25 protein-coding genes are annotated in these 25,888 nt (G+C 40.3%); 22 read left to right on the forward strand and 3 right to left on the reverse strand.

Features of this window, described 5'->3' with window-relative positions; all coding sequences use genetic code 11:
- The first annotated feature begins 50 nt into the window (after positions 1-50).
- The gene (gene fliD / locus AC5NT5_RS04760; RefSeq protein ID WP_494513463.1) at positions 51-1,484 is read left to right on the forward strand and encodes a flagellar filament capping protein FliD; all 1,434 of its coding nucleotides are present in this window, start codon (positions 51-53) and stop codon (positions 1,482-1,484) included.
- Positions 1,485-1,629: 145 nt separating this feature from the next.
- Here the strand turns inward: fliD and AC5NT5_RS04765 are convergent, their stop codons facing one another.
- Positions 1,630-1,929: a hypothetical protein gene (locus AC5NT5_RS04765; protein ID WP_494513464.1), complete on the reverse strand. Its 300-nt coding sequence runs from the start codon at positions 1,927-1,929 to the stop codon at positions 1,630-1,632.
- Between the two features lie 8 nt (positions 1,930-1,937).
- Entirely contained in the window at positions 1,938-2,339 is a 402-nt protein-coding gene (fliS, locus tag AC5NT5_RS04770) for a flagellar export chaperone FliS (protein WP_494513465.1), read from the reverse strand.
- 410 nt (positions 2,340-2,749) lie between these two features.
- Between fliS and AC5NT5_RS04775 the strand changes: the two genes are divergently transcribed.
- Positions 2,750-4,186, forward strand: a complete 1,437-nt coding sequence (locus AC5NT5_RS04775) for a sigma-54 dependent transcriptional regulator (protein ID WP_197141403.1) — start codon at positions 2,750-2,752, stop codon at positions 4,184-4,186.
- A 288-nt stretch (positions 4,187-4,474) separates the two neighbouring features.
- Here AC5NT5_RS04775 and AC5NT5_RS04780 read toward each other — a convergent pair whose 3' ends face one another.
- Complete coding sequence (locus AC5NT5_RS04780; RefSeq protein ID WP_182682705.1) at positions 4,475-5,068, reverse strand: DNA-3-methyladenine glycosylase I; 594 nt, start codon at positions 5,066-5,068, stop codon at positions 4,475-4,477.
- 132 nt (positions 5,069-5,200) lie between these two features.
- On the opposite strand from AC5NT5_RS04780, the gene AC5NT5_RS04785 reads away from it, so the two are divergent.
- The 20 genes from AC5NT5_RS04785 (at position 5,201) to AC5NT5_RS04880 (ending at position 25,864) form a co-directional block, all read left to right on the forward strand.
- A complete protein-coding gene (locus AC5NT5_RS04785; RefSeq protein ID WP_494513466.1) occupies positions 5,201-6,313 on the forward strand; it encodes a sensor histidine kinase in 1,113 nt (370 codons plus the stop codon).
- Positions 6,310-7,776, forward strand: coding sequence for a sigma-54-dependent transcriptional regulator (locus AC5NT5_RS04790; RefSeq protein ID WP_494513467.1), 1,467 nt, complete (start codon positions 6,310-6,312; stop codon positions 7,774-7,776). The genes AC5NT5_RS04785 and AC5NT5_RS04790 overlap by 4 nt, the downstream gene beginning before the upstream one ends.
- 156 nt (positions 7,777-7,932) lie before the next feature.
- Positions 7,933-8,265 (forward strand): flagellar hook-basal body complex protein FliE, encoded by a 333-nt coding sequence (gene fliE, locus AC5NT5_RS04795; RefSeq protein WP_494513468.1) that lies wholly within the window; start codon positions 7,933-7,935, stop codon positions 8,263-8,265.
- A 20-nt stretch (positions 8,266-8,285) separates the two neighbouring features.
- Positions 8,286-10,001 (forward strand): flagellar basal-body MS-ring/collar protein FliF, encoded by a 1,716-nt coding sequence (fliF, locus tag AC5NT5_RS04800; RefSeq protein ID WP_024606216.1) that lies wholly within the window; start codon positions 8,286-8,288, stop codon positions 9,999-10,001.
- Entirely contained in the window at positions 9,994-11,034 is a 1,041-nt protein-coding gene (gene fliG / locus AC5NT5_RS04805; RefSeq protein WP_007581881.1) for a flagellar motor switch protein FliG, read from the forward strand. Before fliF ends, fliG begins: the two co-directional genes overlap by 8 nt.
- Before the next feature lie 3 nt (positions 11,035-11,037).
- The gene (fliH, locus tag AC5NT5_RS04810; protein ID WP_494513469.1) at positions 11,038-11,844 is read left to right on the forward strand and encodes a flagellar assembly protein FliH; all 807 of its coding nucleotides are present in this window, start codon (positions 11,038-11,040) and stop codon (positions 11,842-11,844) included.
- A gap of 18 nt (positions 11,845-11,862) precedes the next feature.
- Positions 11,863-13,197, forward strand: coding sequence for a flagellar protein export ATPase FliI (gene fliI / locus AC5NT5_RS04815; protein ID WP_076923507.1), 1,335 nt, complete (start codon positions 11,863-11,865; stop codon positions 13,195-13,197).
- Positions 13,197-13,643, forward strand: a complete 447-nt coding sequence (gene fliJ / locus AC5NT5_RS04820) for a flagellar export protein FliJ (RefSeq protein WP_010553907.1) — start codon at positions 13,197-13,199, stop codon at positions 13,641-13,643. Before fliI ends, fliJ begins: the two co-directional genes overlap by 1 nt.
- 89 nt (positions 13,644-13,732) lie before the next feature.
- The gene (locus AC5NT5_RS04825) at positions 13,733-15,859 is read left to right on the forward strand and encodes a flagellar hook-length control protein FliK (protein ID WP_494513470.1); all 2,127 of its coding nucleotides are present in this window, start codon (positions 13,733-13,735) and stop codon (positions 15,857-15,859) included.
- 57 nt (positions 15,860-15,916) lie between these two features.
- Positions 15,917-16,447, forward strand: coding sequence for a flagellar basal body-associated protein FliL (gene fliL, locus AC5NT5_RS04830; protein ID WP_024599213.1), 531 nt, complete (start codon positions 15,917-15,919; stop codon positions 16,445-16,447).
- Between the two features lie 9 nt (positions 16,448-16,456).
- Positions 16,457-17,548 (forward strand): flagellar motor switch protein FliM, encoded by a 1,092-nt coding sequence (fliM, locus tag AC5NT5_RS04835; protein WP_494513471.1) that lies wholly within the window; start codon positions 16,457-16,459, stop codon positions 17,546-17,548.
- A gap of 20 nt (positions 17,549-17,568) precedes the next feature.
- On the forward strand, positions 17,569-17,967 hold the full coding sequence (gene fliN, locus AC5NT5_RS04840; RefSeq protein WP_024599211.1) for a flagellar motor switch protein FliN: 399 nt from the start codon (positions 17,569-17,571) through the stop codon (positions 17,965-17,967).
- Entirely contained in the window at positions 17,964-18,347 is a 384-nt protein-coding gene (gene fliO / locus AC5NT5_RS04845) for a flagellar biosynthetic protein FliO (RefSeq protein WP_007377952.1), read from the forward strand. The genes fliN and fliO overlap by 4 nt, the downstream gene beginning before the upstream one ends.
- Before the next feature lie 4 nt (positions 18,348-18,351).
- Positions 18,352-19,092, forward strand: a complete 741-nt coding sequence (gene fliP / locus AC5NT5_RS04850) for a flagellar type III secretion system pore protein FliP (protein ID WP_076923505.1) — start codon at positions 18,352-18,354, stop codon at positions 19,090-19,092.
- A 40-nt stretch (positions 19,093-19,132) separates the two neighbouring features.
- Positions 19,133-19,402 carry a flagellar biosynthesis protein FliQ gene (gene fliQ / locus AC5NT5_RS04855; RefSeq protein ID WP_002959325.1) on the forward strand — a complete coding sequence of 90 codons (270 nt, stop codon included), beginning with the start codon at positions 19,133-19,135 and terminating at the stop codon, positions 19,400-19,402.
- A 2-nt stretch (positions 19,403-19,404) separates the two neighbouring features.
- On the forward strand, positions 19,405-20,184 hold the full coding sequence (gene fliR / locus AC5NT5_RS04860; RefSeq protein WP_007585805.1) for a flagellar biosynthetic protein FliR: 780 nt from the start codon (positions 19,405-19,407) through the stop codon (positions 20,182-20,184).
- A gap of 9 nt (positions 20,185-20,193) precedes the next feature.
- A complete protein-coding gene (gene flhB, locus AC5NT5_RS04865) occupies positions 20,194-21,324 on the forward strand; it encodes a flagellar biosynthesis protein FlhB (RefSeq protein WP_010553902.1) in 1,131 nt (376 codons plus the stop codon).
- A gap of 72 nt (positions 21,325-21,396) precedes the next feature.
- Positions 21,397-23,508, forward strand: coding sequence for a flagellar biosynthesis protein FlhA (gene flhA / locus AC5NT5_RS04870; protein WP_024599209.1), 2,112 nt, complete (start codon positions 21,397-21,399; stop codon positions 23,506-23,508).
- Between the two features lie 21 nt (positions 23,509-23,529).
- Positions 23,530-25,011: a flagellar biosynthesis GTPase FlhF gene (gene flhF / locus AC5NT5_RS04875; protein WP_165723527.1), complete on the forward strand. Its 1,482-nt coding sequence runs from the start codon at positions 23,530-23,532 to the stop codon at positions 25,009-25,011.
- Entirely contained in the window at positions 25,004-25,864 is an 861-nt protein-coding gene (locus tag AC5NT5_RS04880) for a MinD/ParA family ATP-binding protein (protein ID WP_002959312.1), read from the forward strand. The genes flhF and AC5NT5_RS04880 overlap by 8 nt, the downstream gene beginning before the upstream one ends.
- The last annotated feature ends 24 nt before the right edge of the window (positions 25,865-25,888 follow it).

Here is a 25,888-nt window from a genome sequence, read left to right on the forward strand (position 1 = left end):
GAATTACTAATACTAAGCTAGTTTATTTTTGAGTATTTAAGAGGTGAAGTATGTCTATTACATTTAATGGCTTAGGTTCTGGGTTAGCAGTGTCAGATATTGTTGATGCACTAGTTAATGCTGAACAAGCACCTGCTGAAGCTCGTTTAAATACTACAGAAAGTAAGTTAACGACGGATATTTCGGCCGTTGGCGCATTAAAGTCTGCCCTTGAAAAAGTACAAACATCAATGGAAGCATTGGGCGATACTGATAACTACCAAAAGCGAACAGCATCTGGCAATGACGATTTTATATCTATTAGTTCAGATAAAGACGCTCAGCCAGGCAGTTACAACGTAAAAGTAGACGCATTAGCACAAGCTCACAAATTATCTTCCCCTGCATTTGCAGCAGACGAAGCAATTGGTGCTGGCGTAATTACAATTGGCTCTGGTGCAAATAGTTTTTCTACAGTTTTATCGGCTACAAACACGTTAGAAGATTTACGAGACCAGATTAATAACGGTCCTTTTACTGGCAGTGATAGCAATGATTCGGTTGTAGCGACCATAGTAACTAGCGATACAGGTCAGCATTTAGTGCTTACAAGTAAAGAAACCGGTGAAGACAACGCTATAACAATTACCGTACAAGACGAGGACGGTAATAATACTGATACAGGTGGCCTATCTCGGTTAGCTTATGATGTATCAGACGCAGACCCTGCTAATCACACAACTAATTTAACACAAGTTAATGCTGCTCAAAATGCACAAATAACGATTGATGGCACGTTGACGATATCAAGCAATACTAATGAATTTAGTAACGTGATTGATGGCGTGGATATAACAGCTAAAAAATTGCATGATCTTGACGACGACTTAAGCGACATATCAGTTACCGAAAACAACAACAATATTAAAACAGGTTTAAATGGGTTTATTGCTAGTTACAATGAGCTTCTAACGCTTAGTAATAATTTAGGTGCATCAGGTGCTGATGGTGCAGGTGTTATGGCTGGTGACTCACTACTTCGTGGTGTTATGTCCAAGCTGCGTAGTGAAATAACTGAATCAGTTGATTTAGGCGATGGTAACTCGTTATCGCTTTCGCAATTAGGTGTTGAAACAGACCGCTACGGTGTTTTAACCCTAAATACTGAAACATTGGATGAGCAAATAGACGCTAATGTAAATTTAGTGCAGCAGTTTTTTGTAGGCGATGACGATAATGGCTTCGCACAGTCGTTTGATGAGCTAATGAGCTTTTATACAGACTCTGACGGCATTATACAAAACCGGATTGATAGTAAAACGAATCAGCTAGATAATTTAGATGATGATCGCTTGGATCTTGCCAGTAAAATGGAGTCGCTATCGTCTCGACTATATGCTCAATATAATGCGATGGATTTACTAGTGGCGAGCCTTAATAACACCAGTAGTTATGTTCAAGCTCAATTAGAGAATATGCCAGGCGTTGTTAGGCAATCAAATTAATAGCTGAGTTAAAAATATTATAGATTTAATAAAAAACCGCTAAGTTTAAACTTAGCGGTTTTTTGTGTGTATTATTCTTTGATTCAAATAGTAAGCTATAGCCATGTATTTAGTTAGAATAAAGGTCGTTTATTAGGTCTGTTTACTAGGTGTTTTTATAAGCTTTAATGGCCTTACCAGACTTTTTATGTTTAATAATAGCTTTTGATGATTCGTTTTTTGAACTATTTGCTTTTACTAAAATAGTATTTATTCGTAGTTGAATTAATTCTAATTGCTCTGTACTTGGGCCTTCGCTACTTTCGCACCATTGCTTTAGTTCAGTATTTAAAGTGTCTAAAAAAGGCTGAGCTTCATCTGCATTATTATCATTTACCAACACTTCAATGTTACTAAGTAATGCTTGTATCTGCTCAGCATGGCTTACTGGTGTTTGCGAGTCCATAATTTAAATTAAACTGCAGGGCTGCGTTGATCTAGCGGGATGTTATCCCAGCCTTCTTTAATTTCTTTAACAATATTTGATACTTCAATAATAGCTTCAATATCGTTATTTATGTTCGCTTGCGTTAAACGGCGTTGGCAGTAATCGTAAAGTGCCAATAAATTGTTAGAAATACTAGGGTCTTGTTCTACTTCTAAATTAAGTGCGTCTTGCAGTGCACCAAATAATAAAACACAGGCTGAAATGTTTTCACCCTTCTTTTGTATTTCTTTGCGCTCAATAAACCCTTTTGTTGCTGCTAAGCGACCGATAATATTACTGAATATAAGGTTTATTTGTTCGTAAGGGGCCATTTCGGCAATACTACTGGCACGAACTTGACCGTATTTTTTTACTGAGACATGAGCCATGGGGAAATCCTAAAATTTAAAACGATAAAATTATGTGAAAGCTAATATAAAAAATCAATAAAGCTTTTATACTTTTATAAGAACAAAGCAATATTAATGCCAAGCATTTTCACTTATTTATGTATCGGCATTTGTAACTTCAACTTAAATTTATAATTGAGTTTATTTACTAACAATAGCATTTTTATAGCCGAGTAAATTAATTTTTAGAGCTAAGTTATAGCTAGGTAATAAATAAGTTAAAACTATAACCCATACTTAATGATTAACTATTAAGTATGGTTAACTTAACTAGCCCGTCTGTTTTTTGGCGTTTATGTCAAAAAACTGCCGCTATCACTTGCATCCATGCTGAACTGGCTTACAATTTAACTAATTATACAAATTAGTGAAAGTACGGCTCGCTAAATATGATCTTGATTTTAGATAATAATAACAACCGCGCAATAGGATTAAATGCTTCACTTGGCTTTATTGGTGAAGCTGTCCAACTATTAAGCGAAGACTGCTTTGAACAAGAATGCAAAAAATATCAGCAGCAAGAATGCATGATTATTTTAGGAGCGTTACAATCACTTGACCACGAAAGCTTAATTAAACGCTATCCAACATTGCCGTTTTTATTAATTGGCGAAACGCTAAAACCACTATTAAGTATAGCTAATGTGGTGGGGCTTATTTGCGAGCCATTTAATCACGAAGTGACAACTCAGTTACTTCACGACTGTCAGCAATATCAGCGTATGCTGCCTAATGAGCATAAGCATACTAAACCGCATAAGATTTTTGATGGACTTGTTGGTGAAACAGAGGCCGTAAAAGATGTTCGCTTTTTAATTGAACAAGTGGCAAAAACCGACGCTAATGTTTTAATTTTAGGCGAATCAGGCACAGGTAAAGAAGTGGTTGCCCGTAATGTTCACTTGCTTTCAAAGCGTATTAATGGACCGTTTGTACCAGTTAACTGTGGTGCTATTCCTGCAGAGCTGCTCGAAAGTGAACTATTTGGCCATGAAAAGGGCGCGTTTACTGGTGCTATATCAGCTCGTAAAGGGCGCTTTGAACTTGCTCAAGGTGGAACGCTATTTTTAGATGAAATAGGCGATATGCCACTGCAAATGCAAGTTAAGTTGCTGCGAGTATTGCAAGAACGCAGCTACGAGCGTGTTGGTGGCACAAAGGCTATTCAGGCTGATGTACGCGTTATTGCGGCCACGCATCGTAATCTTGAAACAATGATTGAAGAGGGGAGTTTTAGGGAAGATTTATATTACCGCTTAAATGTATTTCCTATCGAAAACCCATCGCTGAGTGAACGTGCTGATGATATTCCGCTGCTTTTAAAAGAGTTAATGCGCCGTGTTAACGACCAAACAGGTTCTACCGCTAAGTTTACTGAGCGCGCAGTTGAGAGTTTAAAAGAACATGCTTGGCCTGGTAATATTCGTGAGCTTGCTAATTTAGTGGAACGTATGGTTATTATGTTTCCTGAAAAAGTGGTTGATATTCCCGACTTACCTAATAAATATCGTTACATTGAAGTTGAAGCATACGAGCCAGAATACCCCGAAGAGTTAATGGAAAAAGACGCCTTTAACGATATATTTAGCACCGGTTTCAGTGATTACGAAAGTGAGCCAGACGCTGAGTTTAGCCAAACGGGTAGTGGGCTATTACCTGATGATGGTATTGAGCTTAAAGATTATTTAGCCGAGCTCGAAATTAGCTTAATTACCCAAGCGTTAGAGCGCTATGATTATGTTGTAGCTCGCGCTGCAGAGATATTAGGGGTTCGCAGAACCACACTCGTTGAGAAAATGAAAAAGTATAATCTTTCACGAGATTAGAAGTACTAAAATGGTGAAATACTTTTCGTTATTTATTATTCATTTGTGAGCAATCACTTTACGGGCTTTGCCCGTCACGCAAGCAAGCTTGGCGTCTACAAGATAAACACAAACTTAAACCTTGGCGGTATACGCTGAGCTTGCTCGCATGAAAAGCGTAGCTTTTAATCATTTAAATAAAACGTTATTTCACAAAGAGAAAAACGAAGGTAAATGAGAAACCATAGTCAACTTACGCTTTACTTCTCTAAAGCGCAGCGTCTCTTAACCTCTTTGTGAACTAATCACTTACTCACTAGAAGCCTTAATAATTTCTTCTTTTCTAAAACAATCATTACTATGATCGTTAACCATACCGCAGGCCTGCATATGAGCGTAAACCGTTGTAGGGCCTAAAAACTTAAAACCCCGTTTTTTTAAATCTTTAGCAAATGCAGTTGATGCCTCTGTAATTGCTGGGTAGTCCTCAGCGTTATTTAAATTACTTATAATCGGTTTATTATCGACAAACTGCCATTGGTAGTTACTAAAACTTCCAAATTCTTTTTGTATTTCTATAAAGCACTTTGCGTTGTTAACAGTTGCCGCAATTTTTAAGCGATTGCGCACAATCCCTTCATCAAGCATTAGTCTCTCAACGTCATCTTGTGTGAATTGTGCCACTTTATCTACATCAAAATTAGCAAATGCTTTTTTGTAACCGCTACGCTTTTTTAAAATTGTGTACCAGCTTAAGCCGGCTTGCGCTGATTCAAGAGTGATAAATTCAAACAGCTTTGTATCATCATAAAGAGGGACGCCCCATTCTTCATCATGGTAAATAACGTAGTCGGGTTTAGTGGTGTCGAGCCACGGGCAACGGCACTTTATTTGCTCACTCATTATTATTCCTTTTTGTGTGCGTCATTTTTATGTCGCTCAAATTATTGATGTAACTTAATGATAAGTATGTAAATAAATTTTGGTATAAATCGTGCATTTGGACATATATCTACATCAATTCGAGATTTGATTATGGCCCTTGCTAGCGTGCTAAAACCACAGTTTTTTTCTGCAAATCAGTATAACCCATGTTTACTTCAAGAGGAGTACATTGGTGAATTAAGCGATCTGCGTAAGCAAGCAAGTTGGCTTTCGCACTTGGTTGATACCATGCCAGCAGGTGTGGTTGTACTTGATGGCAAAGGGTTGATTGCAAAAGCGAATCAAATAGCGATTGATATGCTTGGCGAGCCACTTGAAGGCGAACGCTGGTTTAATGTTATTCAGCGCTCTTTTAGGCCACATCAAGATGATGGTCATGAAGTGTCTTTAAAGGACGGGCGCCTAATAAAGCTTGATATTACCGCTTTAGCACCAGAGCCTGGGCAACTTATTTTAATGACGGATTTAACCGAAACCCGCCGCTTACAAAAACGTGTTGCACATATGCAGCGATTAAGCGCGCTGGGTAAAATGGTTGCATCATTAGCGCATCAAGTCCGTACGCCGCTCTCAGCCGCTATGCTGTACGCTGCTAATTTAGGGTCTAAGCGCTTACCCGAAGCATCTCGTGATAATTTTCAAACAAAGTTAATGTCGCGTTTAAAAGATTTAGAAACTCAAGTAAACGACATGCTGTTATTTGCTAAAAGTGGCGATCAGCAAGTTGTTGAGCAAGTTTCAATGCAGCAGCTTTTAACAGAAGTTAAAGCGGGCGCTGATGCGATGGTCGCACTTAATGAAAGTGAACTGGATGTAAGCTTACCAGAACCCGATATACAAATAGTTGGTAATAAAACGGCATTGGCCAGTGCTATTCAAAATCTAGTGCACAATAGTATTCAAGTTATTGGTGGCGGTGCAAAAGTAAAAATTAGCGCACAAAGAGATTTAAAAGATTTAGATATGGTCCGTATTAGTGTGAGCGACAATGGCCCAGGTGTTGATTTAAGCCAAAGCGATAAAATTTTTGAACCATTTTTTACTACAAAAAGTCAGGGCACAGGCTTAGGGCTTGCTGTAGTGAGTTCGGTTGCTAGTGCACACCAAGGCCGTGTTGATGTGACTAATAATACGCATGGTGGTGCCTGCTTTAGCTTGTTACTACCTATTAAGGCAGCATCTAAATTAGAGGGGTCATTATGAGTAACACTATTTTAGTTGTCGAAGATGACGCTGGGCTTCGTGAAGCCTTAATAGATACCCTTGAAATGTCGGGTATTGAATGTGTTGCAGCGAGCAGTGCTGAGCAAGCAATGTTACTGCTTAAAAAAGATCAATTTTCGCTTGTTGTAAGCGACGTGCAAATGGGCGCAATGAGTGGACTTGATTTACTACGCAGTATTAAATTAAACCACCCTGATTTACCTGTACTGATGATGACGGCGTACGCCACAATTGACGATGCGGTAGAGGCCATGCGCCTAGGTGCTATTGACTACATGGCTAAACCATTTGCACCTGAAGTGCTGTTAAATATGGTGAGCCGTTATTTGCCTGAAAAAGCAAAAGAAACCGACGGACCTATTGTTGCTGACCCAACTAGTATTCAATTATTAGAGCTTGCGAGTAAAGTAGCACGCTCTGATGCAAGTGTAATGGTACTTGGCCCTAGTGGTTCAGGTAAGGAAGTACTCGCTCGTTATATTCATGATAAGTCGAGTCGTTGTAATGAGCCTTTTGTAGCGATTAACTGCGCGGCCATTCCTGAAAACATGCTCGAAGCTACTTTATTTGGTTACGAAAAAGGGGCTTTTACAGGTGCGATTCAAGCATGTCCGGGTAAGTTTGAGCAAGCACAAGGCGGCACTATTTTACTTGATGAAATTACTGAGATGGACTTAGGGCTACAAGCTAAGCTGTTACGCGTACTGCAAGAGCGTGAAGTTGAGCGTTTAGGGGGGCGTAAAACAATTCAGCTCGATGTACGTATTTTGGCAACCAGTAATCGTGATTTAAAAGAAGCCGTGTCTGAAAACCAATTTAGAGAAGATTTATATTACAGGCTTAATGTTTTTCCACTTATGTGGCGAGCATTGTGCCAACGCCCTGGCGATATTATTGTATTGGCTAAGCATTTAATTGAGCGCCATATCAGTAAAAGCAAAGAGCCCATGGCGTATTTAGATAAAGCTGCCGAGCAAAAGTTACTGGCTCACGCGTGGCCTGGAAATGTACGCGAGCTTGATAACGTTATACAACGTGCGCTTATACTGCGAAGTGGCGATACAATAAACGAGCATGCTATTTTTATTGAAAACTTAGTATCTAATAACTTTGTTATGGAGCCTTCATTGGCACCAGCGCAAACATTATCGCCAACAGAAGTGGCCCACGTAAATAAAGGCGTTGATAAAAGCACGCTAAGCTCTGCATATTATGATGAAAAATCGCATGCCGAGGATGAGCCCAAACAAGGTTTACTAGCCGCAGATACCGGTAGCTATAAAGATGAGCTTAAAGACAAAGAGCATCGCATTATTTTAGAAACCCTTGCACGTTGCCAAGGTAAGCGTAAAGACGTTGCCGAAACGTTGGGCATAAGCCCACGAACTTTACGTTATAAACTAGCGCAAATGCGCGATTTAGGTATTTCACTTCCTGCATAACCTCCTATAAACCCTAAGTTTGCGCTGCGAACTTAGGGTTGTCAAAACTCTGACTCACATAATTTAAATCTAACTGCATGTATTTTAACAATTAATTATTTGGCATGTTTTGTGCTTTATTACTTGTAAGAGTTCACTGCGTGTCAGAGATAAATTATGAAAATTCAAAACAGTGCTGTATTTCAAGAAATGCAATCAATGGCTTTAGAAGCCGGCCGTAATAATCAAATAAATAAATTGCCGACTCCAGTTCAGCCTACTTCCACTTCCCAGTTTGGCGACATGCTAAGCGATGCACTAAATACAGTGCACGGTTTACAGCAAGATGCAGGTCAAAAAGTAAAAGCAGTTGAAATGGGTGATCGAAGTGTATCGCTTGCTGAGGCAATGATTGCTTCTCAAAAATCGTCAGTTGCTTTTGAGGCTACAGTACAGGTTCGTAATAAACTTGTTGAAGCTTATAAAGAAATCATGAACATGCCTGTTTAATTAGGTAGTGGAGAATTATTGTGGCGCAATCTAACCAATCTACAGACCTAGCACTTGCTGGCGGCGGTATCGACCAAAGTGGTGGTGATGATCAACAAGAACAAAAGTCAGGCTACTTAAGTGCTTTAAGTGGTGTTGATGTATTGCGCCAAGTAACACTGGTAATAGCATTAGCGATTTGTTTGGCTATCGCGATTTTCATTATTATCTGGGCTCGTCAGCCAGATATGCGCCCGTTAGGCAAAATGCAAACTGAAGAGCTTATTCAAACATTAGACTTTTTAGATGCACAAAAAATTGAATATCAACTCGATGGCAATGTTGTATCGGTTGATGAAAGTGAATACCAAAACATTAAGCTACTAATGACCCGTGAAGGGTTAGAGCAAGGTCCAGCATCAGGCTCTGACATTATTATGCAAGATATGGGCTTTGGCGTAAGCCAACGCTTGGAGCGTGAGCGCCTAAAACATGGTCGTGAACAGCAATTAGCACGCACAATTGAAGAGCTTAACAACATTACTCGCGCCAAAGTATTGTTAGCCATTCCTAAAGAAAACGTATTTGCCCGCAGAGAGAAAAAACCATCAGCTACCGTTGTATTAACACTTAAACGTGGGCGTTCACTTGACCGTGAAGAAGTAGACTCTGTTGTTGATATGATTGCCTCAGCAGTACAAGGCTTAGAACCTGCACGTGTTACAGTTACCGATCAAAATGGTCGATTATTAAATTCAGGTTCGCAAAGCTCATTAGCAGCACGCTCTCGCAAAGAATACGATTTAGAGCGTAAGCGCGAACAAGAGTACCTTGAAAAAATAGACAGTATTTTAATACCGGTTGTCGGGCTTGCAAACTATACAGCTCAAGTTGATTTGAGTATGGACTTTAGCTCGATTGAGGAAACTCAAAAGCGTTATAACCCAGACTTACCAGCGGTTAGAAGCGAAACCACATTTGAAGAAAATAACATTGGCGGCCTAGCTGTTGGTATTCCAGGTGCGCTTACAAATCAGCCACCGCTAAATTCAAATATTCCTGAGGTTGCGGGGCAAGGTGGTGCAGGCACTGCTACTTCTCCAACACGCAGCCACAAAGAAGCTACACGTAATTATGAACTCGATACAACCATTTCGCACAAGCGCCAGCAAAGTGGTGTTATACGCAGAATAAGCGTATCAGTTGCTGTTGACTATATTCCTAAAGTGGGAGAAAACGGCGAAACAACCATGGCTCCACGCTCGGTTGAAGCATTGTCAAATATTCGTCGCTTACTACAAGGCGGTGTGGGCTTTGATATGCAACGTGGTGATGCACTTGAAGTAGTAACAGTGCCGTTTGTACGTGAAGCAACAGATTTAGCTATAGAAGTGCCACTGTGGGAACAAGACTGGTTTATGAAAATAGCCCGCCTTGTATTGGGCGCCTTAGTTATCATTGTATTAATAATGGCAGTGGTAAAACCAATGCTTAAACGCTTGATTTACCCAGACGATACACTAGAAGAATACGACGAAGATGCACTAAGCTCAGGCGTAGATATTGGCGACAATACTCTTGATATGCTAAATAAAGACTTTGATTCTGCTTCGGTTGGTTTCTCAAGTGATGGTACACTGCAGTTACCGGATTTACATGGCGACGAAGATCTACTTAAAGCAATTCGTGCCCTTGTAGCTAACGAACCAGAACTATCATCACAAGTAGTGAAAGCGTGGTTAACAGAAGATGACTGATCAAGAACAAAAACAACTCCCGCCAGCCTTTGATGTTGATAAGCTCGATGGGGTAGATAAAGCCGCTATATTACTTTTGAGTTTATCAGAAGAAGATGCCGCGCAAATTCTTAAACACTTAGAACCTAAACAGGTGCAAAAAGTGGGTATGGCGATGGCTGGGTTACAGGATTTATCTCAAGCTAAAATAAGCGCTGTACACAACTTGTTTATAGAGCAAATTCAAAGTTTTAGTACCATTGGTTTTCAGTCAGAAGACTTTATTAAAAAAGCGCTTACAGCCGCTCTTGGTGAAGACAAAGCTGCTAGCCTTATTGACCAAATTGTTATGGGCTCAGGCGCTAAAGGCCTGGATTCATTAAAATGGATGGACTCTAAGCAAGTAGCGAATATTATTCGTAATGAGCATCCACAAATTCAAACCATTGTATTATCGTATTTAGAACCAGAACAGTCAGCTGAGATTATTGCTCAGTTCCCTGAAAAAGTACGCTTAGATTTAACCATGCGTATTGCAAACCTCGAAGAAGTTCAGCCAGCAGCACTGCAAGAGCTAAACGAAATCATGGAAAAACAATTTGCCGGTCAAGCTGGTGCGCAAGCGGCTAAAATGGGCGGCTTAAAAGCTGCTGCAGATATTATGAACTACCTAGATACAAATGTAGAAGGGCAGTTAATGGATTCTATTCGTGAACATGACGAAGAGATGTCGCAGCAAATTCAAGACTTAATGTTTGTGTTTGAAAACTTAATGGATGTTGAAGACCGTGGTATTCAAGCAATCCTACGAGAAGTACAACAAGACGTATTAATGAAGGCAATTAAGGGCACCGACGATGCCCTTAAAGATAAAATACTGGGCAATATGTCTAAACGTGCAGCCGAAATGCTTGCTGATGATTTAGAAGCAATGGCACCGGTGCGTATAAGTGAAGTAGAAGCGGCGCAAAAAGAGATTTTATCAACAGCGCGTCGTTTATCTGACTCAGGTGAAATTCAGCTGGGCGGCGGCGGTGGCGAGGAGTTCCTGTAAACCATGAGCAAACTCAAAGGGCGCACTCTTCACGCTGATGAAGCAGATGAACTATTAAAAAACTGGGCTATTCCAGATGTAGCACCAGATGAGAGCAGCTTTGGCAATCGCTCTACAGCTTACGGCACACCGCTTAGTGAGCTGTACAAAAAAGAATTAGCTGAAGAAATGCCAGTTGATGAGCCACAAGAACCAGAACTCCCTGCGCTTACCATGGTTGAGCTTGAACGCATTAGACAAGACGCGTACGAAGAAGGCCTCAAACAAGGTCATGAGCAAGGCTACATAGACGGCTTTGAAAAAGGCGTTGGCGAAGGTAAAGAAGCAGGTTACAAAGAAGGGTTAGAGCAAGGTAAAACACAAGGCCTTGAAGATGTAAAACCATTAATTGAAGAGCAGTTAACAAGTTTAAAAGCCATTTTAGAGGGGTTAACTGCACCGCTAGATAAAGTGGACGAACAAGCCGAGAAGCAATTAGTACAACTTGCTAGCATGTTGGCGGAAGCTGTTATTTATCAAGAAGTAAAAACATCGCCAGGTGTGATTTTACACACGTTAAAGCAAAGTATTAATTCACTTAATGCGGAGCAAGAAAAAGTACGAATCCATTTAAACCCCGAAGACTTAGAACTCATAAAAGAGAGCTACGGCGAACAAACCATTATTGACAATAACTGGCAACTAATGGCAGAACCCACTCTTGAACGCGGTGGCTGTGAAGTTAAAACAGCGCAATCGTCACTCGATATGACTCTAAAAACACGTGTCAAAGAAACGTTGGATAGTTTTTTGCATAATAGTGGTATCTAACTATTTTATTGGCGTGTTATGTCAACTCAACGTGCACCTTTAAGCGAACGCTTATCTCAATATCAACAACATATTAAAATCCCAGCGCCTGCTGTAGCAGGTATTTTAACGCGTGTTGTTGGCCTTACCCTTGAGGCTAGAGGTTTACGTGCACCCGTTGGTAGCCAATGTAAAATAGAAACCATGAACGGCTTTGTTGACGCCGAAATAGTCGGTTTTAACGACCAAACTTTGTACTTAATGCCTAACGATCATATTTCTGGTGTACTACCTGGTGCGCGTGTTATTCCTCAAGTTAATAACTTAGGTTTGCCTGTAGGGATGAGTTTATTAGGCCGCGTTGTAGATGGTTTAGGCCGGCCGCTAGATGGCCTTGGTAAAATTAATGCTGAGCATCATTTAAAGTTTGCGCAAAATACTATAAACCCGCTTTCTAGAAGACCAATCACTAAGCCTATGGACGTAGGTGTGCGAGCTATTAACTCGGTAATTACAGTAGGGCAAGGCCAACGTATGGGGTTGTTTGCAGGCTCCGGTGTGGGTAAATCTGTACTTCTCGGTATGATGACCCGAGGTAGTGAAGCCGATGTTATTGTTGTTGGCTTGGTGGGGGAGCGTGGCCGCGAAGTAAAAGAATTTATTGAAGAAATACTCGGTGTAGAAGGACGCAAACGCTCAGTTGTTGTCGCAGCACCCGCTGATTCATCACCACTTATGCGTTTAAAAGGCTGCGAGAGCGCCGTAACTATTGCAGAGTATTTTAGAGATCAGGGTTTAAACGTATTATTATTACTCGATTCGGTAACGCGTTACGCAATGGCGCAACGTGAAATTGCACTTGCTGTAGGCGAACCGCCGGCAACCAAAGGTTATCCGCCTTCGGTGTTTGCTAAATTACCTGCGCTAGTAGAACGCGCCGGTAATGGCGGAGAAGGGCAAGGTTCAATTACTGCCTTTTTTACAGTGCTTAGTGAAGGCGATGATATGCAAGACCCTATTGCTGATGCAGCGCGAGCTATATTAGATGGCCACATTGTATTATCGCGTGATTTAGCCGACAGCGGGCACTATCCCGCTATAGATATAGAAAAGTCGATTTCGCGTGTTATGCCTCAAGTTGTTTCTGAGCCGCATATGCAACAAGCCCGAGTGCTTAAGCAAGTATATTCAATGTATCAACAAAACAAAGATATGATTACTTTAGGTGCCTATCAAAAAGGGACCGATCAAATGCTCGACCAAGCCATAAATATGATGCCAAGAGTAAATGCATTTTTACAACAAGGTATGCGAGATGTCATTAGTTACGATGATGGTCTGCAAGGTCTTGCTCAGTTACTAGGACAAGCATAATGGCTAAAAATAAACTCGATTTATTGCTCAAAATTGAAAATGACAAAGAAGAAAGTTTGCGCATGAGTTACTTACAAGCCAATCAAAACTTGCAATCGAATCAACAAAAGCTACAAGGTTTAAATAATTTTAGACTTGAGTACTCTCAGCAGTTACACCTTAAGGGAAAATCGGGTTTATCTAGTGCCGGATTTGGGCAGTATCATGCCTTTATAGCTAAAATTGAAGAAGCAATTCGCCAACAAGCAAGTACGGTAAATACCGCTAAGCAAGTTGTTACTCAACGTAAAACGCTATGGCTTAAGCAGCAAATTAAAGCTAAAGCAGTCGCCAAATTAATCGAAAATCAAAAACTTAAAGCAAATGCGTTAATGGCTAAAAATGAGCAAAAAATGTTAGATGAATTTTCAGCTAATCAGTTTTTTCAACGTCGTAAAGCTTTGTAATTCAGGCACGCTAATTGCTTTATTACTTAGTGGAATTCAACTTTTGGCGGTATGCGGTGGCATATTGCCGTAATGGTATTAGGTGATTTATGGCGATGAATAACATTTCGTTTTTAGTTTCTTCTGAAAAAGACTCTTTGTTAGCCTTTAAAGACAATAGCTTAGCTAATAATGAAGGCGATTTAGGTGCGGAGTTTTCAAGCCAATTACACGAAGCGCATAATTCTATGGAGCCTTTGCTTAAAGGCAATAAAAATCCCGGTGCCGAAAATTCGATTGCTATTCCAAAGCATAAACAGCCAGAAAAAAATGAAAACCTGAGCGTAAAGCTATATGAAGTAGCGACGGGCGAAGTTACTTTTGTGTCTGTTGAGATGCTTGATCAGATTAATTCAGCACAAGCAATGAGCACTTCGGTCAATAAGCCTTTTGATGCAACTAACAGTTTAGAATCAGAAAATGCAGAGCTAGAAGCTACACAGGTAGAGAATACCGAAATACAAAACACAGAAATAGAAAATACAGAATTACAAAGCACACCAATAATTGCATCAGCTAATGCAAGTGGCGAAGTATCGACTGAAGAAGCGAATGCAGCGAGTGTAGTGCAAAATCCAATTGCCACTAATGTAGACTCTAAAGCGGCTAAATTAACTGATTCAAAAAGCGATAACTTTAGCTCACTATCTTTAAATTCGTTGCCATTAAATGAAGGCAAGCATCGTAAAAGTGGTGTTGCTGAGGCAATTGAAGGGCCATTAAACCCTATAAGTAAAAAACCCGATGACAGTTTTGGCTCTATAGTTGATGACACTGAATTAGTTTCAATGGATATAAAGGGACAATTAGCTCAGGATAAATCTGTTGATAAAAGTGCAAAAAATATAGTGTTGCCAACACCAGTGCCTACGCCAGCTGCTCCATCTGTAGCGACACCTTCTTTAACTGAATCAGAAACGATGCAATCAAGTTCACAGACATCTGAGAGCGAAAAAGGCGCAGCAATTGACGCCTTAATAGCTAAAGATGCGAGCTTAATTAAAGCTAATAATGTTATTGCTAGTTTAACGCCAGAGCAGCGCTCACAACTTAATGCGCAAGTTAAGGTGTTAGAAAATACTGATTCAATGAACGGCGCGACTAGCAGTACTGCTGATCTCAAGCAAATGCTTGCGCAATTTATTACTGATAACGAAAAAGCACAGAGCACAGTAACTAAACACTCTTTTAGCACAGAAATAAATTCACTTAATACAGCTGAAAAACAAAGCTTATTAACGCAATTAAACGCTTATATTAAAACAGAGCAGCCTAAAGGCGAACAGTTGTCAGCGCTTAAGCAAACCGTTAATGAGTTAAAAGCTTCAATTGAAATAGGACTTGCCGACACAGCTAAATCAGACTCAAAAACGTTTGTAGCGTCAGAGACTCCCAATACAGTATATAATCCACAAAAGTTAAGCTTAAAGACATCGACAAACGAAGGGGCTGATTTAAATAAAGCCGTAACAACCTCAACTGAGGGTGATGATTTATTAAAATCACTTGAAGAATTACAAAAAGATGGCCTTAAAAAAATAACTGCAGAACAAACACCTGCACGCGTAGCACAAGTATTTACGCAAATTACAGCTGCTTTAAATACTCAGCAAACGAGCACATTAAGCCAATACGACTCATTAAGTTACGAGCAGAGCTTACTTGATACCCAAATAATACAAACTCAACAATTACAAAGTACATCGCAAGTTAAGCAAGTAAGTATTGATCCTGGTGTAATGCAGGCAATTAATATTGTTAAAAGTGATGCAGCTAAATTATTGCAAGAGCGCGTCAGCTCAATGCTGAGCATTAATAACAAAGAAGCTGAAATTCGTTTAGATCCTCCCGAAATGGGCAGTATGCAAATACGTATTCGTAGCGATGCAGAACAAGCACATATAAACTTTGTAGTACAAAATCAGCAAGCCAAAGAAGCACTTGAACAATCAATGCCGCGCTTACGTGAAATGTTAGCGCAACAAGGGTTAGAGCTTGGTGAAAGCACTATTTCTTATGGGCAATCAGGTGGTGAAACTGCCGAGCAAAGTGAGAGTGGACCCCAAGGTAATATGGCTAATAATAAGTCTGTTAATGATGAAAACGACGAGCAAGCAAATAACACTGCACAAAGTTCTCGACAACAAACTTCATCATCAATAGATTACTATGCCTAAGTACTGCTATTATAATAGTTAAAACAAGCAAGTACCTTTGCGATTAAAGGAATCATGATGGCTGAAGAAGCAAGTTTAGAAATTGAAGAAACCGGTAAAAGCAAAAAGAAACTCATAATAATTATAGTGGCTGTACTACTTATAATAGGTGGTGCTGCGGGTTACTTTTTTATGTCAGGTTCGGATGCGTCAGTTGAAACCTTGGATGAAGAAACTGCAATATCAGCAGATACCCCCTCAGCTGAGCCTAGTGATTCAGCTGAAATAGGCAGTGCTTTATATGTTGCGATGCCACGCCCATTTGTATTTAATGTGCCTGGCTCAAGTCGCGACAGAATTGTGCAAATTAAAGTACAGTTATTAGTACGTGGTGAAGTAAACGAAGAAACCGCTAAAAAGCATATTCCGCTAATAGAAGGGACGCTACTAAGTGTGTTTTCTACTACAACAGCCGATGAGTTAAGTACGAGTTCTGGTAAAGAAACACTTCGTTTTTCTGCACTTGAAAAGGTACAAAAAGCCTTGATGGATGTTGAAGGCAGCAAAGTAATTGAGCGGGTATTGTTTACCGGCTTTGTGATGCAATAAGGGGTTAGCGTGAGCGATTTATTATCCCAAGACGAAATTGATGCGCTATTACACGGCGTTGATGACGTTGAAGAGGAAGATATACACGAAGCTGAAGACGGCGGGGGAAGTACGCTTCAGTACGATTTTTCTTCGCAAGATCGGATCGTGCGTGGTCGTATGCCGACACTGGAAATTGTTAATGAACGCTTTGCTCGTCATATGCGAATTAGCCTATTTAACATGATGCGCCGCACCGCAGAGGTGTCTATTAACGGCGTGCAAATGATTAAATTTGGTGAGTATATCCATACTCTGTTTGTTCCAACCAGCTTAAATATGGTGCGTTTTAGACCGCTGAAAGGTACCGGCCTTATTACCATGGAAGCACGACTTGTGTTTATTTTGGTAGATAACTTTTTTGGTGGTGACGGGCGTTATCATGCAAAAATTGAAGGCCGAGAATTTACGCCTACAGAACGTCGTATTGTGCAAATGCTCCTTAAGATCATTTTTGAAGATTATAAAGAAGCATGGGCACCGGTTATGGATGTATCGTTTGAATATCTCGATTCTGAAGTAAACCCAGCTATGGCTAATATTGTAAGCCCAACCGAGGTTGTGGTTATTAGTTCTTTTCATATTGAACTCGATGGTGGCGGTGGCGATTTTCATATTGCACTTCCATATTCAATGCTTGAGCCAATTCGAGAGCTGTTAGACGCGGGTGTTCAATCTGATACTGAAGATACTGATTTACGTTGGAGCAAAGCACTTCGCGACGAAATAATGGATGTAGAGGTTGATATGTCGACTCAGTTACTTGAAGTCGATTTAACCTTAAGGCAGATTATGGAACTCAAAACTGGCGATATTATTCCGGTTGAAATGCCTGAGCATATAACCGTATTTGTTGAGGAATTACCTACATTTAGAGCCAAGATGGGCCGCTCTCGCGATAATGTTGCGCTTCAAATTAGTGAAAAAATTAAACGACCTGATTCAGTTAAATCTGAGCTGCATGTATTTACCAAAGGCGGCAAGAAAATTGACTCAGATGCAGAATTAGCAGAACTAGAAGATGATTTACACCTCTCTGACGGTGTAGACTTAGACTGGTAATTGATTAAAAGGTTAAAAGTATGAGCGATGATCAAGATACAATGGACGAATGGGCAGCAGCATTAGCAGAAGCCGAAGGTCCAGATGATAGTAGCGAAGCACATGTTGCAGAGCTTGATGAGTTAAGTGATTCAAAACACGAAATGAGTGGCGATGAAAAACGAAAACTCGACACTATTTTAGATATCCCCGTTACTATTTCAATGGAAGTAGGGCGCTCTAAAATTAATATTCGTAACTTACTGCAACTCAACCAAGGCTCTGTTGTTGAGCTTGACCGTGTCGCGGGCGAGCCGCTAGACGTACTAGTTAACGGTACTTTGATAGCTCATGGCGAAGTAGTTGTAGTAAACGACAAGTTTGGTATTCGCTTAACTGACGTGATAAGCCAAGTAGAGCGGATCAAAAAACTACGATGAGCTTATTAGTTGCTTTAACTAGTTCCGTTTTTTCAAAAGCAGATGTGGCAACACCAACTGGAGATATACTCTCTATGGTGCTGTCGCTTGTAATGGTGCTAGTACTAATTATTGTGCTGGCATTTTTTGTTAAAAAGCTTAATCCAAATTTAGCAAACAGCGATGAATTTAAAGTAGTCAGGAGCCTGCCTTTGGGTTCTCGTGAGCGTTTAATGGTTGTTGAGATAGATAATGCTCAGCATTTGCTTGGTGTAACTCCCCACAGTATTAATTATTTACACAAGTTAGAAACCCCATTAAGTGAAAAAGAACTGCCTGAACTCGCTAAACGATTTGGTAAACTTTTAAACCCGCAATCAAACCAAAATAAAAAGAATTAAACCTATGACTAAGTGGCTGCTTATTATTTTTGCCATGGTGTTTGTACCAAGTGTAAGCGCAGAGGGAATTGATGCGCTTACTATTACAACAAACACTGATGGCACACAAGATTACTCAGTAACGTTACAAGTTTTAGCAATTATGACGGCGCTGAGTTTTATACCGGCTGCCATAATTATGATGACCTCATTTACACGAATTATTGTTGTACTCGCTATTTTGCGCCAAGCAATTGGTTTACAGCAAACACCGTCAAACCAAGTGTTATTAGGCATGTCGCTTTTTTTAAGTATTTTTATTATGTCGCCTATTTATCAGCAGGTAAATGAGCGAGCTATAGAGCCTTACTTAAATGAGCAGGTTACATCAGTAGAGGCTTTAGAGCTTGCTAAAGAGCCAATGAAAGCCTTTATGCTTTCTCAAGTGCGTCTCAAAGACTTAGAAACATTTGCTAAAATTGCCGGTTATGATCAGCTAGATTCGCCACAAGATACTCCATTAATAGTATTGATACCTGCATTTGTAACCAGTGAACTGCAAACCGCATTTATAATCGGTTTTATGTTTTTTATTCCATTTTTAATCGTTGATTTAGTGGTCGCCTCGGTATTAATGGCGATGGGTATGATGATGCTTTCACCCATGATTGTGTCCTTGCCGTTTAAAATTATGTTATTTGTACTTGTAGACGGCTGGAGCTTAGTGATGGGGACTCTAGCCAAAAGCTTTGGTTTAGGGACTTAGTATGCAAAGCATTAACATGACTCAACAATAGGAGTACAACATGGAACCGGAAATTTTTGTTGATATCCTAAGTGACGCTTTATTTCTAGTTATTAAGCTGGTGTCTGCAATTGTAGTCCCAGGTTTAATTATTGGTTTAGTGGTTGCTGTGTTTCAGGCCGCAACGTCAATCAATGAACAAACACTGAGCTTTTTACCTCGTTTATTAATTACTATTAGTGCGCTAATTGTTGGTGGGCACTGGCTTACTCAAGAACTAATGGACTTTTTTACTCGCCTAGTATTACTTATTCCTGAAATTGCAGGTTAAATGTGGAATATCCATTTGCTGTCGTTATTCAATGGTTGAGCGATTTTTTGTTGCCGCTGGTACGCATTAGCTCAATGATTATGATTATGGCGGGCTTAGGGGCTAAAAATGTTCCTACGCGTATAAAAATGGGTTTATCAGTTGTTGTAACTTTTGTTGTTGTCCCCGTCTTACCGCCAGCTACATTCACTAATTTATTTTCGTTTGAGATGATTTTAGTGGTTATTCAACAAATGTTGATTGGTGTTGCTATTGGTTTTGCATCTATACTTTTACTAAATACTTTTGTGTTAGCAGGGCAAATACTTGCGATGCAAACGGGTTTAGGTTTTGCTTCGGTTATTGACCCTTCTAATGGCGCGAGTGTGCCTGCTGTGGGTCAGTTTTTCCTTATTTTGGCCACCCTGTTATTTTTTGCTTTTAACGGTCATTTAATGATGATTCAAATGGTGGTGCATAGTTTTCAAGTGCTACCCATTGATGGCACATGGTGGTCTGTAGATCATTACTGGGACATAGTGACCTGGGGTGGCTGGATGTTTACTACAGCACTAGTACTCTCACTTGCACCGCTTACGGCTATGCTCGTTATTAATATGTCGTTTGGTATTATGACGCGCGCAGCACCGCAATTAAATATTTTCTCTATTGGTTTTCCGTTTACCTTGGTAGCGGGACTTATTATTATTTGGGCGACACTAGGTAACTTTGTTACTCAGTTTGAGTTTCAATGGTTAAAAATGGTTGAGCTAATGTGTACTTTAGTTGGTTGCTCACCTTAGGAGAAAGTCATGTCTGAAGACTCAGGGCAAGAAAAAACAGAAGAACCCACATCCAAAAAGCTTGAAGAATCTAAAAAGAAAGGCCAAATAGCACGCTCAAAAGAGCTAGGTACCATGTTTGTACTTATCTTTTCGGCTATATCGCTTTTGATGTATGGTCCTGAAATTGGCAAAGGTTTATACAATGTAATGGGCCGAACCCTTAGCTTAAACCGTAACGAAGCCTTTGATACCACTAAAATGTTTGCTGTATGGGGAGAGGTTGCAGACGCTTTAATGTTTCCTATGGCTATGTTTGTATTAATTATAGTTTTGGCTGCATTTATTGGGAATACGTTACTAGGTGGTTTTAATTTTAGCTGGGAAGCCGCTGCACCTAAAGCAAGTAAAATGTCGCCAATGAAAGGCTTTAAACGTATGTTTGGCCCGCAAGCGGCTATTGAGCTTGTAAAGTCACTTTTAAAATTTGGTTTGGTTGCAAGTTTTGCTGTGTTTTTAATTAATACTTATTTTGATGAAATACTGCATTTAAGTTTAGAAAGTGCACCAGGTAATATTATTCATGCCTTAGAGATTTTAGGCTGGATGTTTTTAGGCCTTTCATGCACTTTAATTATTATTGCCGCCATCGATGCGCCATTTCAAAGTTATAACCATAACAAACAACTTAAAATGACCATGCAAGAAATTAAAGATGAGTATAAAAACTCTGAAGGTGACCCACAAATAAAAGCGCGTATTAGGCAAACACAAAGGCAAATGTCGCAAAACCGCATGATGCAAGATGTCCCTGACGCTGACGTTATTGTTACCAACCCAACTCACTACTCAGTAGCATTAAAATACGATACAGAGCGTGCAGGAGCGCCTATTGTGCTTGCTAAAGGTATTGATGAAATGGCGATGCAAATTCGAAAAGTAGCAATAGGGAATGAAGTACCTATTTTAGAATCCCCTATGTTGACCCGAGCGCTTTACCATACGGCTGAAGTAGGAGAGCAAATACCCGATCAGCTATTTACTGCTGTTGCGCAAGTTTTAGCATATGTATTTCAGCTTAAGCGCTTTAATAAAGGGCGCGGTAAACGCCCAACTAAGCTTAATAATAAGCTCCCAATCCCCGATGCCTATAAGTATTAAATCGCTAACTTAATAACTTGGAATAGTTATTGCAAATTCTATGTAGTGTCAATTTTTTGAAATTGTAGAATTATGAGTTTTAAAGCGGTATTACAACAACTTAACAGAGACAAAAAAGACTATGCCAAAGGGGTAGGTACTCCTTTGCTTGTGCTTGCTGCCTTGGGAATGGTGATTCTACCGTTACCGCCATTTTTACTCGATATCCTTTTCTCGTTTAATATTGCTCTCGCATTAGTGGTTTTACTCGTGACCGTTTACACGATGAAGCCGGTTGAGTTTGGTATATTCCCCTCTGTATTATTAATCGCTACGATTATGCGCTTAGCGCTTAACGTTGCCAGTACTCGAGTTGTACTACTTGAAGGTCATAACGGAGGAGATTCTGCAGGTAAGGTGATTGAAGCGTTTGGCTCAGTTGTTATTGGTGGTAACTACGCTGTTGGTTTGGTCGTGTTTTTAATCCTGATCATTATTAACTTTGTGGTAATTACTAAAGGTGCAGGGCGTATATCTGAGGTATCTGCACGTTTTACCCTTGATGCAATGCCGGGTAAACAAATGGCAATTGACGCTGATTTAAACGCTGGTTTTATCAGTGCTGAACAAGCGCGTGACCGCCGAGAGGAAGTAACCCGAGAAGCCGATTTTTACGGTTCAATGGATGGTGCGAGTAAATTTGTAAAAGGCGATGCTATTGCAGGTATTGTTATATTAATCATCAACATTGTTGGTGGTTTATTTGTCGGTATGATTCAGCACAATTTGAGTTTTGGCGACGCAATGGAAGTATATACATTACTTACCATTGGTGATGGCTTAGTTGCTCAGCTCCCTTCTTTACTACTTTCAATTGGTACTGCGATTGTTGTAACACGCCAAAATGAGTCGCTCAATATGGGTGACCAATTTAAGAAGCAACTTGGTAACGAAAAATCTCTCTTCATTGCTTCAGGTATTTTGATCATCATGGGCTTAGTGCCTGGTATGCCACATTTTGCTTTTTTAAGTTTAGGTGCGTTACTTGGTTATTTAGCTTACTACACGCAGCAAAGTAAATTAAAAGCCGCTGCAGCAGAAGCTGAAGAAGCCGCCAGTGGTGGAAGCGCTGCAACGGGTATTGCTAATAAACAAGAGCAAAAAGAACTTGGCTGGGATGACGTTCAACAAGTTGATGTAATTGGCCTAGAAGTAGGTTACAGATTAATTCCGTTGGTAGATCAATCTCAAGGTGGTGAGCTACTTAATCGTATTAAAGGTGTACGTAAAAAGCTTTCTCAAGAGCTTGGCTTTTTAGTACCACCTGTGCACATTCGCGACAATTTAGAGCTTGACCCTAATGCTTACAGAATAACGCTAATGGGTGTTTCAACAGGTGAAAGCGAACTTAAACATGGCGACGAGCTGGCGATTAATCCAGGGCAAGTATTTGGCCCAATTAAAGGCGTTGAAACTAAAGACCCTGCATTTGGCCTTGATGCAGTATGGATCAAACCAGATCAAAAAGATGAAGCTCAATCACTAGGTTACACCGTTGTAGATTCAGCCACGGTAGTTGCCACTCATATCAGCCAGTTATTAACTAACAGTGCGGCGTTACTACTAGGGCACGAAGAAGTTCAAAACCTACTTGATATGCTTGCTAAAAGCCATCCTCGCTTAGTGGAAGGACTAGTACCTGATGTATTGCCATTAACTGCTATTGTAAAAGTACTACAAAATTTATTAAATGAAGGCGTGGCTATTCGCGATATGCGCTCAATTGTTCAAACCCTTGTTGAGTATGGCCCACGTAGTCAAGACCCTGATGTATTAACGGCTGCAGTGCGTATTTCACTGCGTAGATTAATTGTTCAAGATGCGGTGGGAATGTCATCAGAAATCCCTGTCATAACCTTGGCGCCTGAGTTGGAACAAATGTTGCATCAGTCATTACAAAATGCAGGCGATGAAGGTGCCGGTATTGAGCCAGGACTTGCAGAGCGACTTCAAGTGTCATTGACACAAGCGCATCAAAATCAAGAAATGGCCGGCGAACCTTCTATATTGCTAACGTCAGGAATGTTACGCACTGTGTTATCTCGTTTTGTTAAGTACACCATTCCAGGATTGAGAGTGATGTCTTATCAAGAGGTACCAGACGAAAGACAGATCAAAATTGTAAGCTCGGTAGGCCAACAATAAGATTTTAACAGGGGTTGAATCATGAAAATTAAACGTTTTTTTGCTAAAGATATGCGCACAGCACTTAAAGAAGTTAAAGATGAGTTAGGTGTTGATGCGGTTATTATGTCAAATAAAAAACTGGCTAACGGTGTAGAAATTGTAGCGGCAGTTGATTATGACAAAGCAGCCCCTAAAGTAGCAGCGCAACCACAACGCCCTGCAGAGCCGCGTACTCAGGCGCCACAACAAAGCATGCATAATTTTGTAAAACCAGAGCCACAGCGTGCCAAGCCTGAGCCTCAAGCAAAAGTTGCTGACAGCCTACAAGCATTATTAGAGCGTCAATCACCGCGTCCTCGTTCTCCTGAGCTTGCATCAATGTTTTCACAATCGGGTATTGATACTACTGATAACTATCAAGAACCAGATATGGGGCAGCGTACTAAAAATATGTTTGCTCCTGAAGCTGCTGCGCCAGTTCGTCCACAAACTCAAGCGGATAGCTTAGGTTTTGATGATTTAGACCGCGACTTTGATGATTTAGATAGCCCCGTAACCACTCGCCAACAAGCACCTAATAATGAAAGCGAAGAAATGACAACAATGCGTGAAGAAATGAACGCAATTCGTCAATTACTTGAGCACCAAGTATCAGGCTTGATGCAGCAAGATATGGCGCGTCGCGATCCAACACGCGCTTGTATGGTTGACCGTTTAGTCGGTATGGGTATCGATAAAGAAGTAGCACAGCAAATGGCATGTTTTGTACCTGATGATGTGTCTCGTAAGCAAGGTTGGAAAGCATTGTTAACTATGGTCGAAGATCAAATGCAAACAACCAATAATGAAATACTTCGCCAAGGTGGTGTATATGCGTTAGTGGGTCCAACTGGTGTGGGTAAAACAACGACTGTTGCTAAGCTTGCAGCTCTAGGCGCACAAAAATATGGTGCCGATAAAGTGGCGTTAATAACCACTGATACATACAGAATTGGTGCTTATGAACAACTTGCAACATATGGTCGTATTATTGGTTGTGGTGTTAAGCAAGTTAAAGATGCTAATGAATTAGCTGAAGTTTTATATCATTTACGAAATAAACGTCTAGTATTAATTGACACAGCAGGTATGAGCCAGCGAGATTTACGTTTAACTGAGCAATTAAACACGTTAATGCGTAACCAACGTGTAGATATTCGCAGCTACTTAGTACTTAGCGCGACAGCACAAATTAATGTATTGCAAGAAACTGTACGTCACTTTAAAAAAGTACAGTTAAGTGGCTGTATTTTCACTAAGTTAGACGAATCATTAAGTTTGGGTGAGATTATTAGTATTGCGATTCAAAATCGCCTTCCAATAGGGTATCTTACTAATGGTCAACGAGTACCAGAGGATATTCGTGTTGCAAATGCTGAGAAACTAGTTAAAAAGGCTGAGCAATTATATTTAAAAAGAACAAAAGAACAACATTCAAGGCACCAATCAGTGGCGCCAAGCACAGTAGGGATGTATGATTAACACAGTATTAGATCAAGCAAGCGGCCTGCGCAAAATGAGTCAAAACAATAACAACGGCGTAAAAGTTATCGCTGTAACCGGTGGTAAAGGTGGAGTAGGGAAAACAAATGTTTCTCTAAATACAGCTATTGCACTTGGGCAGCAAGGTAATCGAGTATTAGTGCTGGATGCTGACTTGGGTTTAGCAAACTGTGATGTGATGCTTGGTTTACGTGTAGAGCGTAACTTGTCACATGTCTTGTCTGGTGAATGTGAGCTTGATGAAATTTTAGTTGAAGGCCCTGCAGGAATTAAAATTGTACCCGCTACATCGGGTTCGCAAAGTATGGTTGAATTATCACCATCTGAGCATGCTGGGCTAATTCGTGCGTTTAGCGAATTGAATACCGAATTTGATATTTTAATTGTAGATACAGCTGCTGGTATTTCAGACATGGTACTGAGCTTCTCGCGTGCAGCGCAAGATGTAATGGTTGTTGTATGCGATGAGCCGACATCAATCACCGACGCTTACGCACTTATTAAAGTATTAAGTCGTGAGCACGGCGTTTATAAATTTAAAATTGTTGCCAATATGGTGCGCAGTATGCGTGAAGGCACTGAATTGTTTGCAAAGCTATCTAAAGTTACCGACCGCTTTTTAGATGTATCAATGGAGCTAGTAGCAACGGTTCCTTATGATGAAAATATGCGCAAAGCAACACGTCGTCAAAAAGTAATAGTAGAGCTCTTTCCAAATTCGCCAGCCGCTCTTGCGTTTAAAACGCTGGCAACAAAAGCAGTTAAATGGCCAATACCCAACCAACCATCTGGGCATTTAGAGTTTTTCATTGAGAAACTAGTAAACGGTTAATTATGACAACACTGGTGAATAGAG

This window comes from Pseudoalteromonas sp. J2K-J599 (assembly GCF_059295115.2).

Coding starts and splice junctions, on each gene's coding strand:
- fliD (WP_494513463.1), top strand. CDS start 51: ATGTCTATTACATTTAATGGCTTAGGTTCTGGGTTAGCAGTGTCAGAT.
- AC5NT5_RS04765 (WP_494513464.1), bottom strand. CDS start 1,929: ATGGACTCGCAAACACCAGTAAGCCATGCTGAGCAGATACAAGCATTA.
- fliS (WP_494513465.1), bottom strand. CDS start 2,339: ATGGCTCATGTCTCAGTAAAAAAATACGGTCAAGTTCGTGCCAGTAGT.
- AC5NT5_RS04775 (WP_197141403.1), top strand. CDS start 2,750: ATGATCTTGATTTTAGATAATAATAACAACCGCGCAATAGGATTAAAT.
- AC5NT5_RS04780 (WP_182682705.1), bottom strand. CDS start 5,068: ATGAGTGAGCAAATAAAGTGCCGTTGCCCGTGGCTCGACACCACTAAA.
- AC5NT5_RS04785 (WP_494513466.1), top strand. CDS start 5,201: ATGGCCCTTGCTAGCGTGCTAAAACCACAGTTTTTTTCTGCAAATCAG.
- AC5NT5_RS04790 (WP_494513467.1), top strand. CDS start 6,310: ATGAGTAACACTATTTTAGTTGTCGAAGATGACGCTGGGCTTCGTGAA.
- fliE (WP_494513468.1), top strand. CDS start 7,933: ATGAAAATTCAAAACAGTGCTGTATTTCAAGAAATGCAATCAATGGCT.
- fliG (WP_007581881.1), top strand. CDS start 9,994: ATGACTGATCAAGAACAAAAACAACTCCCGCCAGCCTTTGATGTTGAT.
- fliH (WP_494513469.1), top strand. CDS start 11,038: ATGAGCAAACTCAAAGGGCGCACTCTTCACGCTGATGAAGCAGATGAA.
- fliI (WP_076923507.1), top strand. CDS start 11,863: ATGTCAACTCAACGTGCACCTTTAAGCGAACGCTTATCTCAATATCAA.
- fliJ (WP_010553907.1), top strand. CDS start 13,197: ATGGCTAAAAATAAACTCGATTTATTGCTCAAAATTGAAAATGACAAA.
- AC5NT5_RS04825 (WP_494513470.1), top strand. CDS start 13,733: ATGGCGATGAATAACATTTCGTTTTTAGTTTCTTCTGAAAAAGACTCT.
- fliL (WP_024599213.1), top strand. CDS start 15,917: ATGGCTGAAGAAGCAAGTTTAGAAATTGAAGAAACCGGTAAAAGCAAA.
- fliN (WP_024599211.1), top strand. CDS start 17,569: ATGAGCGATGATCAAGATACAATGGACGAATGGGCAGCAGCATTAGCA.
- fliO (WP_007377952.1), top strand. CDS start 17,964: ATGAGCTTATTAGTTGCTTTAACTAGTTCCGTTTTTTCAAAAGCAGAT.
- fliP (WP_076923505.1), top strand. CDS start 18,352: ATGACTAAGTGGCTGCTTATTATTTTTGCCATGGTGTTTGTACCAAGT.
- fliQ (WP_002959325.1), top strand. CDS start 19,133: ATGGAACCGGAAATTTTTGTTGATATCCTAAGTGACGCTTTATTTCTA.
- flhB (WP_010553902.1), top strand. CDS start 20,194: ATGTCTGAAGACTCAGGGCAAGAAAAAACAGAAGAACCCACATCCAAA.
- flhA (WP_024599209.1), top strand. CDS start 21,397: ATGAGTTTTAAAGCGGTATTACAACAACTTAACAGAGACAAAAAAGAC.
- flhF (WP_165723527.1), top strand. CDS start 23,530: ATGAAAATTAAACGTTTTTTTGCTAAAGATATGCGCACAGCACTTAAA.
- AC5NT5_RS04880 (WP_002959312.1), top strand. CDS start 25,004: ATGATTAACACAGTATTAGATCAAGCAAGCGGCCTGCGCAAAATGAGT.